The sequence below is a fragment of the Mesorhizobium sp. M0019 genome (assembly GCF_040323975.1).
Taxonomy (GTDB): Bacteria; Pseudomonadota; Alphaproteobacteria; order Rhizobiales; family Rhizobiaceae; genus Mesorhizobium.
The window spans coordinates 12,619-27,914 of the sequence record NZ_JAMYVK010000069.1; the positions used below are offsets into that span (position 1 = coordinate 12,619).

The following is a 15,296-nucleotide window of genomic DNA, read 5'->3' on the forward strand; positions in this document are numbered from 1 at the left end:
CGGCCGCAAGCCGTCGGGGATAGTGGACGTCAAAACAAAGTGGAGGAACAGGTGAAAAAATACATTCTGACGGCGGCCGTGGCGTTTTCCGCGCTGATGGCAGGGCAGGCCTATGCCCAGCAGAAATACGTCTTCGCCCTTGTGCCGAAGAACATGAACAATCCTTTCTTCGACCAGGCTCGTGACGGCTGCAAGAAGGCCGAAGCCGAATCCAGCGGCGCGATCGAATGCATGTATATCGGCCCCGGCGAGCATGGCGGCGGCGAGGAGCAGGTGCAGATCGTGCAGGACCTGGTGGCCAAGAAGGTCGACGGCATCGCCGTCGCCCCGTCGAACGCCGCGGCAATGGCCGTCGCGCTTCAGGCCGCCAAGGAAGCGGGCATTCCCGTGCTTACCTGGGACTCGGATGTGCTACCGGAGAACAAGGACCTGCGTGTCGCCTATATCGGCACGCACAATTACGAAATTGGCGTCAACCTCGCCAAGATCGTGCAGACCATCAAGCCGAAAGGCGGCACCATCTGTATCCAGTCGGGCGGAGCTGCCGCGGCCAACCACAATGAGCGCATGAAGGGTATACGCGATACGCTGGCCGGCAAGGAGTCGGCCGCCTCGCCAGGTGATGCCCTGACCGGCCAGAACGGCTGGACGGAAGCACCGGGCTGCCCTCTCTATACCAACGACGACTTCCCTCTGTCGGTTCAGCAGTTCCAGGACTTCATGGCGAAGACGCCAAACCTCGACGCCTTCGTGCCGACAGGCGGGTTTCCGCAATTCATACCGGATGCGAATCGCGCTGCGGTCGAGCCGTACAAGGATAAGATCGCCAAGAAGGAGCTGGCTCTGGTCGTCGCCGACACGCTGCCGGTGCAGATGGACCAGATGAAGGAAGGCCTGTCGCTCGGCCAGGTCGGACAGCGGCCGTTCGAAATGGGCTACAAGACCATGCTGGCGCTGAAGGACATCAAGGACGGCAAGCCCGCGCCGGCCGACCCGACCTACACCGGTCTCGACGTCTGCACCCCCGAAACCGCCGACACCTGCATCGGAAAGTAGGCGGGGGGCGCAACTCTGCGGCGGGCGAGGGATGACTCTTGCCCGCCTTTGCCCCTGAGAGGCGACAACAGACCCATCGAGCGACTGGCTCAAATCGACCGCTGCCGTCAGGCCTCAGAGACGCTCCGCTGGCCACGGCGTGACCATTTTTAGACGAGTGCCGGGAGTGATCCCATTCGAGAGGAGCAATTGAGAAAGATACGATATGCCGTGGTGGGCGCGGGCTGGATCACACAGGAAGCCTTTATGCCCGGTGTGTCCCAGACCGGAAACTCGACAATCACGGCGATCGTCAGCGGCTCGGCCAAAAACGCCGCCAAGCTCGCCGAATTCTACGGCGTGGAACACGTCTTCAGCTATGAGCAGTACGACCAGATGCTCGCATCGGACGTCGCCGATGCAGTTTACGTGGCATTGCCGAACTCCATGCATGCCGACTATGCGATCCGAGCCCTGAGAGCCGGCAAGCACGCGCTCGTTGAGAAGCCGCTGGCCACGACCGAGGCGGAATGCGAGGCGATGATCGCCGCCGCCAATGAGAGCGGAGCGTACCTGATGACGGCGTATCGGCTGCACAACGAGCCCGGCACTGTCGAGGTGCTGGAGCGCATCCGCAGCGGTGAGATCGGCGATCCCCGCATCTTTGCCGCGGTCTTCTCCTTCGTAGCGTCGTCCGACAATCACCGCCTCAAGGCCGCCTATTGGGGCGGTCCCTTGCAGGACATCGGAGTCTACTGCCTGAATGCCGCGCGCCATATCTTTGCCACTGAGCCGATCGAGGCAGTCGCGGTAAGGAGTTTCGGCAGCGCCTCAGTCGGGGAGGTAGAGGAAAGCATTGCCGTGACGTTGCGCTTCCCCGAGGGCCGGCTTGCACAGTTCATTGCCAGCTTCGGCGCGGACAATTCGGATTTTTACCACGTGGCCGGAACGAAGGGGAGCGTAACGGCCGACCCTGGCTTCCGTTTCGAGACTGCCGTGCAAATGAAGCTTCGGCATGGCGACATCAGAACCGAAAAGACGTTCCCGCAGACAGACCATTTCGCCGGACAGACCGCGTATTTCTCCGACTGCATCCTGAATGCACAACCGCCTGAAGCCGACGGTGGAGAAGGATTTGCCGACGTGCGCGCCCTGCTTGCCATTGAGCGCGCCGCCAGCACCGGTCAGCCTCAGAAGCTAGACACGCCGGCACGGCAGGTTCATCCTACTGCGGATATGATCCGCATCTTGCCTACAACGGACCAGCGGCTGCTTCTCTGACGCGCTTTCGCCCGCGGAGCCGGCCAGGATTCATTGCGAGAAGCGTCTCACGAAACGGCATCGCGTACCGCGTTGTACCGTGCAACCGTTCATGCGGAGGCAGTCACGATCTTGTTTCCGAACGTGCTCGACGGGCTGCGCTGGGTGAAATTCATCCAGGCGGCCGCCGACTCGCACGAGGCCGGAAAAGCCCGGACAACCGGCTGGCTTGACTGAACGCATTGGAATAATACGGAGGTCAACTTGAGTATACGCGTTGGAATTATCGGCGTAGGGGTAATGGGTGCGGATCACGCGCGGATGCTCGCATCACCTCAAGCCCGGCTTGCCGCCCGACGGGAGCATTCCGCGCCCATCATCGCTGCCCTGAAACCATGGTTCGAAAAGCAGCTATCGATGATCTCCTCCGGCTCTGGCCTGGCCGAAGACATCCGGCATGGGCTCGGCCACTGGCAAGGCCTGACCCGCTTCCTGGACGATGGCCGCCTGGAACTCGACACCAACCCGGTCGAAAACGCGATCAGGCCAGTATGCCTGACCAGAAAAAAATGCCCTGTTTGCAGGTCACGAAGTCGGGGCCGAAAATTGGGCGCTGCTCGCCTCCATCGCCACCTGCAGGCTCAACGACGTCAACCCGGTCGCCTACCTCGCCGAAACCCTCGACGCCATCATCAACGGCCATCCGCAGACCCAGATCGAGGAACTCATGCCCTGGCGATTCCGAAAAACGTCAAGCCCAAATCCACAGGCGATCCGCGAGGCGCTCACCCTAAGTTTTATCATTGACGGTCTGACTTGACGTCTGGCCCGAGGGCGGCGTTCGCTACTATTCCGAAACTTAAGGTTTCGCCCTACCGCGTAATTGGGGTCGGCTGTCTTAAGAGGGCCGCTGCCCAGGGTGCCTACTTCTTAACGCATTGGCGGACTGGTGCGGCCGAGCAAACTTCGCCCACGCCGCAGTCCAGGTCGCGTGAACAAGGTTTCGGCATTTGCGGTGGCTCCAGCGTGACGAAGGGCGTCCTCGGCTCTTCCCCCGGTCTCGCCGTTCTCGGGAGGAAGGCGCCGGGATCACCGAGCGACTTCACATATCGATAGAATGACCGAATGTCGCTCTCCGGCATGACGCGAACGTTGTACCAAGGCATCGGCGGCAATGTGCGAAGTGTCTTGATGTAGGTTACATACCCGTCTTCGCTAAGGTCTTGCGCGCTCCATCTCAGATTGCTTGCATAGGTTGTGCCCCACGGCCCCCGCCAACCTATTACTTTCCCTCTCAATGCCTTGGTGGGGTCGAGTGCGCCTTCGGCTTCCCTGTAGCCGTCAGTATGGCAGTCGTGACAGCTGCCGATGATGGAAACCAGCCGTCCTCTCTCGACAGACACCTCCTCTGCCGCAAACGCTGCCCCCGATGCTGTCAATATTGCTGAGCCAACCAGGAGCTTAATGAAGTGCATGGTAGCCTCCAGCGCCCTCACACCGCTCGCTCAAAGCCAATAACAACGTCGAGACTTTACCACAATTTTGAAAGTTGGGGTGGGGAAAGCAACGGATCGTTGGAGGCAATAGTCCCTAAGAGGCTCCTGGGACACTGTCGACAATCGCAGCACAGCACTACGTTCGACAACTGGGCGCTGCTCGCCTCCATCGTGGCCACCTGCAGGCTCAACGACGTCAACCCGGTCGCCTACCTCGCCGAAACCCTCGACGCCATCATCAACGGCCATCCGCAAACCCAGATCGAGGAACTCATGCCCTGGCGATTCCGGAAAACGTCAAGCCCAAATCCATAGGCGATCCGCGAGGCGCTTACGCTTCCACCGCAACGGTCTCGCTGCTTTCGCCCCTGCGCACCGAGATCAATTCGGGTCTGTCGCGAGGAACGGCCTATCCCGCGGACTGGCGTCCTCGCTTCACCGATGCCTATCGCCTGCAGGCCCAGGCCTGGATCCATTCAATACTCAGCGGAATTCCGGCCGGAGCAAGCTGCTGGACGGATACCGGGCTGCAATCGCCGCCGAGGCGGGTCTGCAATCACTATCAGAAGGGCGAAAGGCAGTTATTGGCGCAATGAGTAAGCCAGAACTGTACAAATAGCTGACGGCATTTGAAATCATAATGACCTCGGCAGCCGACTAATAATCTTCTTTTTCGGGCCCCTCCCGTCAGCGTGTTCCACGCAGCCGGTGCGCTGCTTCGGCTCGTCGCAGGGACACGTGCGTGTTCTGTAGGATCATTTCGCGAAACGCCTCGTTTGATACTGCAAAGTTGTACCATCGTGTCCAACATCAGATGGGACGCAGTCCCAACAAACATGCAGTTCAGACAGTCGATTACGCGTGTTTGTTGAAGTGGTGCTGTACCAAATGCAGTACCGGCCTTGAAACGGTTGATCCAGTTCGTCGCTCATCAGGCCATAAGCCGCGGGCGGCTGTGTACGGCAGGGCTGAACGAAACCTCATTCACGCTCCCTCGCTACTCCGTGAGCCCCCTCATTTCCTTTCTCGCAGCCTCAGTCCGGAACTCAAGGTATTTGGCCAAATCGGCGAGATGGACGCCCTTGGCACACTTCTGACTGTCCTCGATCCGCACGAGCGGAAGGGCAATTTCCCCCATGGAAATCTTTCGGACCAACTTCGGCGGCGTCAGGTGGGAGAAATAGTCTCGGCAGACCTCATCGATCGGGATGATGGCCTTGCCACCATACTGAGCCATCAAAAGCAGTGCTGTGTTCATTCCAGGTTGCTATCCCTGTTAGGAGCTTGGCAGACTAGCAAGCCGCCCAACGGGTTCAACGGCCGGGCAGGGGGGCGCGTGCAAAAGGGTGGGCGCGACCTAAGCAACGGCCGGGGCGTTCAAGTCGCTAGAGGGATACCGCCAATACAGTGCTGTGACCGAGTTCGTTTGCTGACGGGCTTCTTAATCGGCGCAAATCGGTCCGACTCCAACCTCCGCAACCAGTTCCAGCATAAATCACTAATAGTCGCGATCTGATCAAAGCCCCGCCGGAAAAAACGGCAAGGCTTTTCCCACGGCAGGTTCGGCGAAGCGCGGAAGGGCACTCTGCCGCCCAGAGTAAGCGGCCTGCACGGTGAAGACGAGAGGGACGCTTTTCCAAGCGCGGAGTTCGAATCCCTCCGAGCCCACCAAGTCGCCTCCCTGCAATGCTGGCCTGGACCTGTCAAATCGTCACGTTAATGATGTCGGTATCGGTGGTTGCGTGTCCCCGCAACCACTTCTGTCATAGTACGATAACCGTCTCGGTCTAACCGAGGCGGTTTTTTTGTGTGGCGAGTTTGAAAATGTCTGGATTGCGTGAGGCCGTGAGGCCGGGCATTAAGGCGCATATTTTGCGGGAAGGCCTTCATGAACCTCAATCATCGGCAGAATGCGCCGTGCAGCGTAACCATCCGGTGTGGACCGCGGCAGACGCCGTTTCGCGTGTTAGACTGCTTGGCATGGAGATCGACACCGACAAGATGACGCGTGCAGCGGTGGTGCTTCGACGTAGAAATCGGAAAACACGCTCGCGGCAACTCTGCACTACGCAGATGCGCGCCCATCTCCGGCCACGCAACATCGATCCGCAATTCGGAGCCATGTAGTGGTAGGTGGCGGCGCAGGACCGCTACATCGCCAGAGCCATTACCTGAGATAGTGGGTTTGAGGTGGTGGTAGAGGGAAGGGCGCTGGAAACTAACCTTCTCCATTTTCGGCAATTCGCCAACCGTCGCGATCTCGCGATTGAGCAGTGTCCTCCAGTCACTCATAGCCTGTCATCTCGAGATAGCCGCGCCCGGCATGGGTGCCCTCAAATCGGATCGGGCCTTCCCAATAGGGAGAGCGTGTGTCCATCCAGGCTTCTGGGTTTAGCGTCCGGATGGTCACATCCACTCCGTTTTCCGGCAATTGCACCCTCCAGCGGATCGGCACGCTACGTCCCGCGACTGCCGCCGTTTCGAGCGGCGTCACCCTTAGCGCGCCGGGGGCCTGCGGCTGCGGCCTGCCGTTGGCCTTGATCCATGTGGCCGATGTAAAGCCCGCGCCTCCGTCGCGCAGGCGAAAGCCCATCATCTTTTCGCCGCTGTCGAAATGCAAGGAGAACCAGTCCCACCCGGTCTGATCCTCAGCCAGCGGCTGCGAGGACCATTCGTGGTCCAACCACGCCTGACCGGACACCGCGATCACGCCCGCCGGAAGGGTCAGTGTACCGGTCACGTGGTAGAATGGTTGCGAGTAGTAATAGCTCGCCTGCCCCTTCTCGGATTTCACCGAGTAGCCCTGCACTCCCTGCGGCACCAGAGGGCCTTTGGCGTCCAGTGCCAGTTCGTAGGAAAACGCCTGTCCCGCCGCGTGCAGATCGAGCGCCGACAGCGCATCCGCCTCTGGCAGGGCCCGACCTGCCATCTGCCAGTTGTCAATCCAGGCCGCAAAGGGTGCAGCCGAAACCCCCGCCTGGCCGATGCCGCCCCGTGCCAGCCGTTCGGCCACGAATTGGTGCGTTCGCGTCGTCAGCCCGGCATGGCCCATCCAAAGCTGCGGACTGGACCAGCCGGACCGCTCCACCGGGGCCAGGGCGGATCGGAAAAGAGTCCATTGCACGCCATAGTCCGCTCCATCCGCAGCTTGCAGGTTGGCCGTCAAATACCACCATTCGATCCGGTAACCGGGGTGCGGGCCGTGGTCTGCCGGAAAGTTGAATGCAGTCCCCGGCTGCGGCACTGAAAACCCGTCAGCCTCTGTGCCAAGCCCAGCAAAACCCTGGCCAAAGGCAGGTGCGGCCAAGCTCATGTAGATCAGCAATGCTCTAACGCTCATGTGCAAATACCTTCAGCAAATCCGATGGCGAAAGATGCGCCAGCCGCCAGGCAGGCACGGCGGCTGCAAGTCCGGCCGCCAGCAACGCGAGCGCCGCCAGCCGCGCCCAGTCACCGGGAAAAAGGTGCATCGGCAGACGCCAGCCAAAAGCCTCCACATTCACCACCGCCAGTAGAACAAAGGCGAGCCCGATACCTACAGGCAGAGCGGCCAGCATGGTCAAGGCTGCCAACAACAAGCCGCGCCAAAGCTCCAGCCATACGAGGTGGCGGCGGGGCAGACCCATGGCCCAGACCGGCGCCAGTTGCGGTAGGCGCATCCCCGACAGGGTCATGAGGCTCGCAAACATCGCCAGCCCCGCGACTCCCAGCGTCAGCACATTCAGCGCGGCTGTCACTCTGAATGTGCGCTCAAACACTTTGAGCGAAAAGACCTTGATCCCGGCCTGGTCAATCACGTACTGCGCGGGCAGCCCGAATTCCGCCCGCAAACCCGCAGCCAGTGCTTCGGCCTTGCCGGGGGCAATCCGAATGGCATAGCGCAGGCGGGAGACGTCAGGATAGTGCTGGAGCAGTGTGTCGATCCCGATGATCACTTGGCCGATCGGGTTGCCATAGTCGGCATAGACGCCGACGATGCTGGCCCGCCAGCCACCGGGCAGCGTGATCTGGTCCCCTAAGCCCAACTCCTGGCGCCGCGCCAGTTGTTCGTTGATCAGGGCGCCGTCGCCTGTGGCGATCCGGTCCCACACCCCCGGCACTGCAGAGAGGATCGGCCAGTTGTCGCGATAGGTGCCATGATCGGCCACGCCGTATATTGCCGCGGGCTGGCCTGCGACCCGGCCCTCAATGCTCCAGATCGGCAGGACCGCGTCGCTGCGCTGGGCCAGCCAGTCGCGTATCGCCGTGGCCTCTGCTTCGGTGCGGGCGGTCACGTAAAGCTCTGAGGCGAGACGCTGATCGAGCCAGCCGGTGAAGGTCAGCCGAAAGCTCGACACCATCGTGCTGACGCCCACATTGACGGCCAGCGCAAGCAGCAGTGCCATTAGCGCCAATGACAGGCCGGGAAGCTGTTGACGCGTGTCGGCCCAAAACCATTCAGCCAATGGTCCACGCGCCAAGCGGCCGCCAAGGTGCAATATCCCCGTCAGCACGAGCGGCAGCGCCAGTGCCGCCCCCATCAGCAGTGCCGCCAGAAGCGCAAAGCCCGCCTCGAGGCCGGATCCGAAGTGTGCAATTGCCGCCGCCGTCAACAGGAGCACCATCGCAGCCACGCCTTGCGCGCGCAGGGCCCGCTCTGAAGCCCGCGCCCAGGCCCGAGGCTGGGCCGGCGCAAGCAGCGGCAGGTGCCATAGCCGCCAGAGGCTTTGTGCGGCCGCTACCAGCGTGCCGATTACCGCGATCGCCAGCCCCGCTGCCCACACTGCGGGGCGGATCGACAGCGTTCCCGGCACATCGGCCCCGTAAAGTCCGCGCAGGGTGGCGGCGACGTCGGGCAAAAGGGCCGAGGCGACTACATAGCCAAGTGCCACGCCCACCAATCCCGCGAGGAGGGCGAAGAACAGCAGCTCGGCGATCAGCAAAAGGACCAGCACGCGGGCCGGCAAGCCCAGTGCGCGCAGCGTGCGAAACACCGGGCGGCGCTGTTCAAAAGCCAGACCGATGGCGGAATGCACGATGAAGAGCCCCACCGCAAAGGCAAGAAAACCGAAAGCCGTCAGGTTCAGGTGAAAACTGTCGGTCAGCCTGGCAAGATCCCCCGTTTCACTCGGCTCGCGCAGGGTCAGGCCGGGGGCTGTCACCTCTAGAGGGGCACGGCCAATCGGTTGGTCCGGCCAGAGCAAAAGACGAGAGATCTTGTCCTTTGCCCCAAGCAAGACCTGCGCCTGCCCGATGTCGGTGAGGACTGTGCCAGGCGGCAAACCCTCGGCCACGCGCACGGGAGGTGTTGCTTGCTCGGTTAGTCGTGCCGCGGTTTCCGGAGTTGCATAGAGCACCCCGGGCGCCGTGATGAACGGCAATAGCTCATCACCCACTGCAACATCCACCTGCTGCGCCTGCGGCGGCAAAGTCAGTGGGTCAATGCCGAGGACGCGCAACCGCACATCCCCAAACCGCATTTCACCTTCAATCACCGGCGAAGCCAGCCAGCCTGCTCGCCGCAGTCTCACAAACACCTGTTGATCCATCCGGGTCCCGTCCTCACGCACCAGTTGCGCGAGCCGGTCCTGCCCAAGGATCGCCGCTGCATGGTCATAGCTCGCCCGCGCCTCACCGTTGATCGCCTGAATCGCTGACCACAACGCCGTTGCCAGCGATAGCCCCAAAAGCAGCATCGCCAGTTGGACAGGCCGCCTGCGCCAATGCGACAAGAGCGCTGACAACCCGGTCCACACCATCAAGCCAGCCGTCCCGCGTGCAGGTGAACGTGGGCGTTCAGCCGGTTTGCCAGACGGTTGGAATGGGTAACCATTAACAGGGCGGCACCCGTTTCAGCCACCAGCGACAGCATAAGATCGAGTACAGCGTCCCCTGTTGCCTCATCGAGATTGCCCGTGGGCTCATCGGCCAAAACCAGCCGGGGCCGAACGGCTAGGGTCCGCCCAATCGCCACCCGCTGTTGTTGCCCACTCGACAGCTGTTCAGGGTAGCGCGTTAGGACCTTGGCCAGGCCCAGCCGTTCAGCAAGGACCTTCAGCCACGCCGGATCAGGACGGCCGGCAAGTCGAGCCTGAAAGGCAAGGTTGGCTGCCACATCAAGCGAAGGGATCAGGTTGAACTGCTGGAACACAAGTCCGACTGTTCCCCGCCGCAGGGCGGCAAGGGCCGTATCGTTCAGTCCCACAATATTGGTACCGCCAAGGTGGATTTCTCCCGCATCAGGGCTGTCGAGCCCTGCAACGAGGTGCAAAAGCGTGCTCTTGCCGCTGCCAGACTCGCCGGTCAGCGCAAGGCTCTTGCCCGCCTCCAGCGAAAGATCGATCCCGTGCAGAACATGCAACGGCCCTTCGCCAGTGGGGTAGAATTTGTCGATCTGGTCCAGCCTCAGCAGCATGTTACTCCCCGGAGGCCCGCGTGCTTCTGACACGGCATGCCAGTGAAATAGCGCCAAACAACGACCCCTTTCATACAGCCTCCAAACCCACTGCCTTAATTGGACAATGGTTTTCTTCAGAGGCTCGCGTTTTGCATCTAACGCGACCTCCACTTGGAATTCGATGTACAATTACGATCTAGAGCGGTTCTCAGCTAGGCGGGATAGGCGTTGACCGTGCCGTCGCAACTCACTCTCCAAACGGAACTGGAGCGCTGCCTTCAATTCCTCAGCAGTGCCGATGCCGTTGCTGAAAAGCGCCATGATCATGCCTGCAGCCTGGTCACACTCAGGCGTGCTTGGCTCTATGCCAGCCTCACGGGAATACGCGATCAAACCTTTCGGGCAAAGAGTTCCTCTTCGATCTTTGCGCGGTTGTTTCCATACTTTTTTACCAGCCTGAGGGCATCAGCCCGTTCGAGATGGTGCTTCTTCATGAGGTACCCGACTTCATAGTCTTCGCCACCGTCGACCCGTGCTCTGTCTTGCGGACCACGCTTTGACTTGTCGTCTGCCATGACAACCTCCATGGGCGATCGCCTCGCCCAAACGTGTCAAGGATAATCCTCTAATCGACGGGGACAAGGACGTAGTCGCCAACCATGTCGAAACCGCACAACTCCGCGGTCGCAGGGATAAGCCGATCCCTTACGGGGAACGCTTTGCTCGTCCGCCGTTCGAAGCGTCGAGGTCTTCTGGGCTGGTACACGTTCTTGCGGCCGTGGGAGGAAGCTTTCCGCGCGACATCACGAATGGAGTCCCTTGATGCATCGAAGGTCGCCAAATAACCCGCTTCGGCTGTGGCTGCTTCCGGTTTTGCGTTCGCGAGCGCTTCAATCTCAATCAAGAACGGCATTTCAAACATGCCATCGTAGCCGAGAAAATGGAGGTATTGTCCGGCCTCGTCGTAGCTGCGGCTTCGGTTCGGAAAAGTCAGCGCCAAGGTTGAACATACCTCAAGCCGTCAAGAACCGCGTAGCGAACGTCTGTTGCAGGCTCGCGGCCTTGCGTCTCTTCGCATTGTGCGCGTTCAGAATTACGGCGGTTTCGAAGCTAAACTGCCACTCGCTTGATCCCGCTGCCCGGCCAGCGATGGAGCCGGGCTACTCCAGCACAGACTCTGCCCGTCGATCACCTCGATCGGCACGGACTCCAGACCGACATCGTCGAACAGCCGCGCATTTGACCGCGTTCGCCAAATTAATGGCCGGATCTTTGCGAAGCCTCCGCATTTTTGTGGGGGGAAGCCCTCCCAGCATCATCGTGATTGGACTTCACGATCGGTCGGAGTCACGCTGGCCGCAGGTATAAGAAGGATATGGGTGGGCCAACTATCGTCCGAATAGGAGGCTAAAATGAAGCACCAGACGCTTGAGCAACTGCAGATCGTCGCCGAGATCGATCAGGACTACCTGCGCCAGGCCATGTCGCGCAGCGAACGTCTTGAACGCTGGGCGGAGCTCCTTGAACGGAACCCTGACCGGCGACTCTCGACGCTACACCAAACCGAGTATCAGCCGGTTAGATCACGCGGGGCCATGCGCGGCGACGGCTCGCCGATCTCAGTAGCTTTCGAGGATCCTGTCCTCCGCGCCGCCGGGTTGGAAAGCGACAACTACGGCGAAGCGAAGCGGTTCTTCGAACTGACCGACAGGCAATTGCATGAGATCATCTGCTATTGTCATTTCGGCGCGACGGTGAGCGCCGTAACGGCCGCCCGTCACATCCGTGCGGCGATTGCCGGGAGACAGCCCGGCATGTTCGCTCGGATGCGTGAGGCGTTCGTCGGATAAAGCCGGAGCCGTTTCGCAGCATCATTTTTGAAGCGGCTCGCATGGAAAGCCGCCGCCGTAGCGCGGGCAAGCGCTCCCCACGCGGGGAGGCTGCGTTGCATGAGGGAGTGCGGCTTTCCGCAGGAGCACGCCGACGCCCCTCCTGCATCTTTTCCATCCGAACCGGAAAGATCCCAATGCTGCCAGTACATCCGTGGTCAGCGCCGTGGTTCAAAGGCTCGAACAGAGCGACATGCGCGCCGGATAAGCGCTATACATTCGCTGTCGAAAATTCGGTGCTTCATGGTGGGTCGAAGGTCGCGGACCTATGTCGATCGGGACCGGGAAAGCCAAATCGTGCCAAATTTTCGCGAACTGTATATATCTCTCGATGCACATTCAATCAAAGCTCGATAGGTTTGTCTCGTAATTGCGGATTAATATAGTCTGTTGTCGGCAAAATTAAGAGGGATGAATTACAATAAAATTGCTTATGACTCCGCCTTTCGGACGGCCAAAAGCGCCGATAAAAACGACTGATTTCATTTCAAATATTTTCGGTTTGAGGAATAAAAAATTTGGCACTCCTATCATTCGAGTGCCAAAGGGGCTATGTTAAGTGTTGCAGTCGCTCTATGTGCGGCGGCAGAAAGAACCCCCAATGAAATTCCGGCCACTCCACGACCGCGTCGTCATTCGGCGCGCGGAAGGCGATACCAAATCCAAGGGCGGGATCATTATTCCCGACACCGCCAAGGAAAAGCCTCAGGAAGGCGAAGTGATCGCCGTGGGCCCGGGCTCGCGTGACGAGAGCGGCAAGCTGATCCCGCTCGACGTCAAGGCCGGCGATCTCATCCTGTTCGGCCAATGGTCCGGCACCGAGGTCAAGATCGACGGCGAGGACCTCCTGATCATGAAGGAGAGCGACATTTTGGGCATCGTCGAGAAGATCAAAGCGGCCAAGAAAGCCGCCTGACCGGGCGATTTCCGATCCCGCAATTTCAAGACTGAACTGGACGTAAAATCATGTCTGCCAAGGAAATCAAATTCGCTACCGATGCCCGCGACCGGATGCTTCGCGGCGTCGAAATTCTGAACAACGCCGTCAAGGTGACGCTCGGCCCCAAAGGCCGCAATGTCGTCATCGACAAGGCCTATGGCGCGCCGCGCATCACCAAGGATGGTGTCGCCGTCGCCAAGGAAATCGAGCTTGCCGACAAGTTCGAGAACATGGGCGCCCAGATGGTGCGCGAAGTGGCCTCGAAGACCAACGACCTCGCCGGCGACGGCACGACGACAGCCACGGTGCTGGCCGCTTCCATCCTGCGCGAAGGTGCCAAATTCGTTGCCGCGGGCATGAACCCGATGGATCTCAAGCGCGGCATCGATCTTGCTGTGGCTGCTGTGGTGAAGGACATTCAAGCCAGGGCCAGGAAAGTCAAATCTTCGGACGAGATCGCCCAGGTTGGTACGATCGCCGCCAATGGCGACGCGTCGGTCGGCGCCATGATCGCCAAGGCGATGAACAAGGTCGGCAATGAGGGCGTGATCACCGTCGAAGAAGCCAAGACAGCCGAAACCGAACTCGATGTCGTCGAAGGCATGCAGTTCGACCGTGGCTATCTCTCGCCCTATTTCGTCACCGATGCCGAGAAGATGCGCGCGGAGCTGGAGGACCCTTACGTTCTCATCCATGAGAAGAAGCTCGGCAATTTGCAGGCGTTGCTGCCGATCCTCGAAGCTGTGGTGCAAAGCGGTAAGCCGCTGCTGATCATCTCGGAAGACGTCGAAGGCGAGGCGCTAGCAACGCTGGTCGTCAACAAGCTGCGCGGCGGCCTCAAGGTCGCAGCCGTCAAGGCGCCAGGCTTCGGTGACCGGCGCAAGGCGATGCTGGAAGACATTGCCGTGCTCACCGCCGGCCAGATGATTTCCGAGGATCTCGGGATCAAACTCGAGAACGTCACGATCGACATGCTCGGGCGGGCTAAGCGCGTGCTCATCGAGAAGGATACGACGACGATCATCGACGGCGCCGGCGAGAAAGCCACCATCCAGGCGCGCGTCCAGCAGATCAAGTTGCAGATCGAGGAAACGTCCTCGGATTACGACAAGGAGAAACTCCAGGAACGTCTCGCCAAGCTGGCTGGCGGCGTTGCTGTCATTCGCGTCGGCGGCGCGACCGAGACGGAAGTCAAGGAAAAGAAGGACCGCATCGATGATGCGCTGAACGCCACTCGTGCAGCCGTGGAAGAAGGCATCGTTGCCGGCGGCGGTGTTGCGCTTTTGCGCGCCAAGGCAGCTTTGACTGAGCTTACTGGCGCGAATGCTGACATGACGGCAGGTATTTCGATTGTGCTGAGAGCACTTGAAGCGCCGATCCGCCAGATTGCCGAGAATTCCGGCGTTGAAGGTTCGATCGTCGTCGGCAAGCTCTCCGACAGCAAGGATCACAATCAGGGCTTCGACGCCCAGAACGAAGTCTATGTCGACATGATCAAGGCCGGTATCGTCGACCCCGCCAAGGTCGTTCGGACGGCCCTGCAGGATGCCGGCTCGATTGCCGCGCTCCTGATCACCGCTGAAGCAATGATCGCGGACATTCCGCAGAAGGTTTCGCCCGCTATGGGTGGCGCGGGAGGTATGGGCGGAATGGGCGGAATGGACTACTGAGCGGCGCCTGAAACTATAGCCAGGACGACGGAAGGCCAGCGACGCGGGCACATGCGAGCCGATATCTCGGCGATCATCGGTTCGCTCGACATCGTGTTCGGGGAGATCGATCGATAGGCCGCTCGAGGACGCGCTCGGTAACGGGCCCGATACGGCGGCTCTCCGCGAGAGAGCCGAAGCGGATTTCGCGGCGCATCAGGCATGATGGGATGCGGCTGCCGAGAAGACCGGCTACACCGCCGCGCACAAGGCTGGCGAGCGGACTGAGCATCTGCTGGAAGCGTTCTCAACCACCCCCGCCACTACCCTCGCTGGTGTAGTGGGCAAGCTCGATGCCGTGTTGCGAGAGGGCGAGGCCTGGGAGGAATGCTCAGAATTCCCTTGGCCGCAAATCCGCTCGGCGTTCAGCGATCTGATGCGCATCGCCGACCCGATGATGCCGGAACAGTTCTTTCACGGCGAGCAGCGATCCAAGGTTCGCAGGCCGTGGGCTGGCTGCTGTATCCGAACCTGACAGACGACGATCGAGGCGAGATATCACATAGGGCTGCCATCAGGGTTGCTACTGGCAGAACGCACACTTTCTCCCCGTTGCGGGCGGATTCGAGATCGGTCGTGGCTGGGATGCTT

Annotated in this window: 12 protein-coding genes and 2 pseudogenes; 8 read left to right on the plus strand and 6 right to left on the minus strand. The window is 60.5% G+C overall.

All coding sequences use genetic code 11. The annotated features are described in order from the left end of the window. Positions 1–51 precede the first annotated feature (51 nt). The 4 genes and pseudogenes from NKK47_RS31670 to NKK47_RS31685 all read left to right on the plus strand — a co-directional run bounded on the left by NKK47_RS31670 (position 52) and on the right by NKK47_RS31685 (position 4,106). Positions 52–1,056, plus strand: a complete 1,005-nt coding sequence (locus tag NKK47_RS31670; protein ID WP_023676588.1) for a substrate-binding domain-containing protein — start codon at positions 52–54, stop codon at positions 1,054–1,056. 210 nt (positions 1,057–1,266) lie between these two features. Next, complete coding sequence (locus NKK47_RS31675; RefSeq protein WP_352579554.1) at positions 1,267–2,316, plus strand: Gfo/Idh/MocA family protein; 1,050 nt, start codon at positions 1,267–1,269, stop codon at positions 2,314–2,316. A gap of 312 nt (positions 2,317–2,628) precedes the next feature. After that, positions 2,629–3,115: pseudogene (locus tag NKK47_RS31680) on the plus strand (IS66 family transposase); the annotation flags it as partial. An 847-nt stretch (positions 3,116–3,962) separates the two neighbouring features. Then, the gene (locus NKK47_RS31685; protein ID WP_301942484.1) at positions 3,963–4,106 is read left to right on the plus strand and encodes a transposase domain-containing protein; all 144 of its coding nucleotides are present in this window, start codon (positions 3,963–3,965) and stop codon (positions 4,104–4,106) included. A gap of 682 nt (positions 4,107–4,788) precedes the next feature. Here NKK47_RS31685 and NKK47_RS31690 read toward each other — a convergent pair. The 6 genes from NKK47_RS31690 to NKK47_RS31715 form a co-directional block, all read right to left on the minus strand. Continuing rightward, positions 4,789–5,049: a pyocin activator PrtN family protein gene (locus tag NKK47_RS31690; RefSeq protein WP_352579555.1), complete on the minus strand. Its 261-nt coding sequence runs from the start codon at positions 5,047–5,049 to the stop codon at positions 4,789–4,791. Between the two features lie 1,026 nt (positions 5,050–6,075). Further along, positions 6,076–7,131 (minus strand): lipocalin-like domain-containing protein, encoded by a 1,056-nt coding sequence (locus tag NKK47_RS31695; RefSeq protein WP_352458347.1) that lies wholly within the window; start codon positions 7,129–7,131, stop codon positions 6,076–6,078. After that, positions 7,121–9,529, minus strand: coding sequence for an ABC transporter permease (locus NKK47_RS31700; protein WP_352579556.1), 2,409 nt, complete (start codon positions 9,527–9,529; stop codon positions 7,121–7,123). Before NKK47_RS31700 ends, NKK47_RS31695 begins: the two co-directional genes overlap by 11 nt. Next, positions 9,529–10,185 (minus strand): ABC transporter ATP-binding protein, encoded by a 657-nt coding sequence (locus tag NKK47_RS31705; protein WP_031211739.1) that lies wholly within the window; start codon positions 10,183–10,185, stop codon positions 9,529–9,531. Before NKK47_RS31705 ends, NKK47_RS31700 begins: the two co-directional genes overlap by 1 nt. A gap of 371 nt (positions 10,186–10,556) precedes the next feature. Continuing rightward, positions 10,557–10,742, minus strand: a complete 186-nt coding sequence (locus NKK47_RS31710; RefSeq protein WP_023676578.1) for a DUF3606 domain-containing protein — start codon at positions 10,740–10,742, stop codon at positions 10,557–10,559. 50 nt (positions 10,743–10,792) lie between these two features. Further along, complete coding sequence (locus tag NKK47_RS31715; RefSeq protein ID WP_023676577.1) at positions 10,793–11,167, minus strand: DUF1488 family protein; 375 nt, start codon at positions 11,165–11,167, stop codon at positions 10,793–10,795. A gap of 412 nt (positions 11,168–11,579) precedes the next feature. Between NKK47_RS31715 and NKK47_RS31720 the strand changes: the two genes are divergently transcribed. The 4 genes and pseudogenes from NKK47_RS31720 to NKK47_RS31735 form a co-directional block, all read left to right on the plus strand. Continuing rightward, positions 11,580–12,017, plus strand: a complete 438-nt coding sequence (locus tag NKK47_RS31720; RefSeq protein ID WP_352458344.1) for a hypothetical protein — start codon at positions 11,580–11,582, stop codon at positions 12,015–12,017. A gap of 640 nt (positions 12,018–12,657) precedes the next feature. After that, positions 12,658–12,972 (plus strand): co-chaperone GroES, encoded by a 315-nt coding sequence (locus tag NKK47_RS31725; protein ID WP_023676575.1) that lies wholly within the window; start codon positions 12,658–12,660, stop codon positions 12,970–12,972. Positions 12,973–13,022: 50 nt separating this feature from the next. Continuing rightward, a complete protein-coding gene (gene groL / locus NKK47_RS31730) occupies positions 13,023–14,666 on the plus strand; it encodes a chaperonin GroEL (protein WP_352458343.1) in 1,644 nt (547 codons plus the stop codon). A gap of 42 nt (positions 14,667–14,708) precedes the next feature. Beyond that, positions 14,709–14,783: pseudogene (locus NKK47_RS31735) on the plus strand (NADH-quinone oxidoreductase subunit D-related protein); the annotation flags it as partial. Between the last annotated feature and the right edge of the window lie 513 nt (positions 14,784–15,296).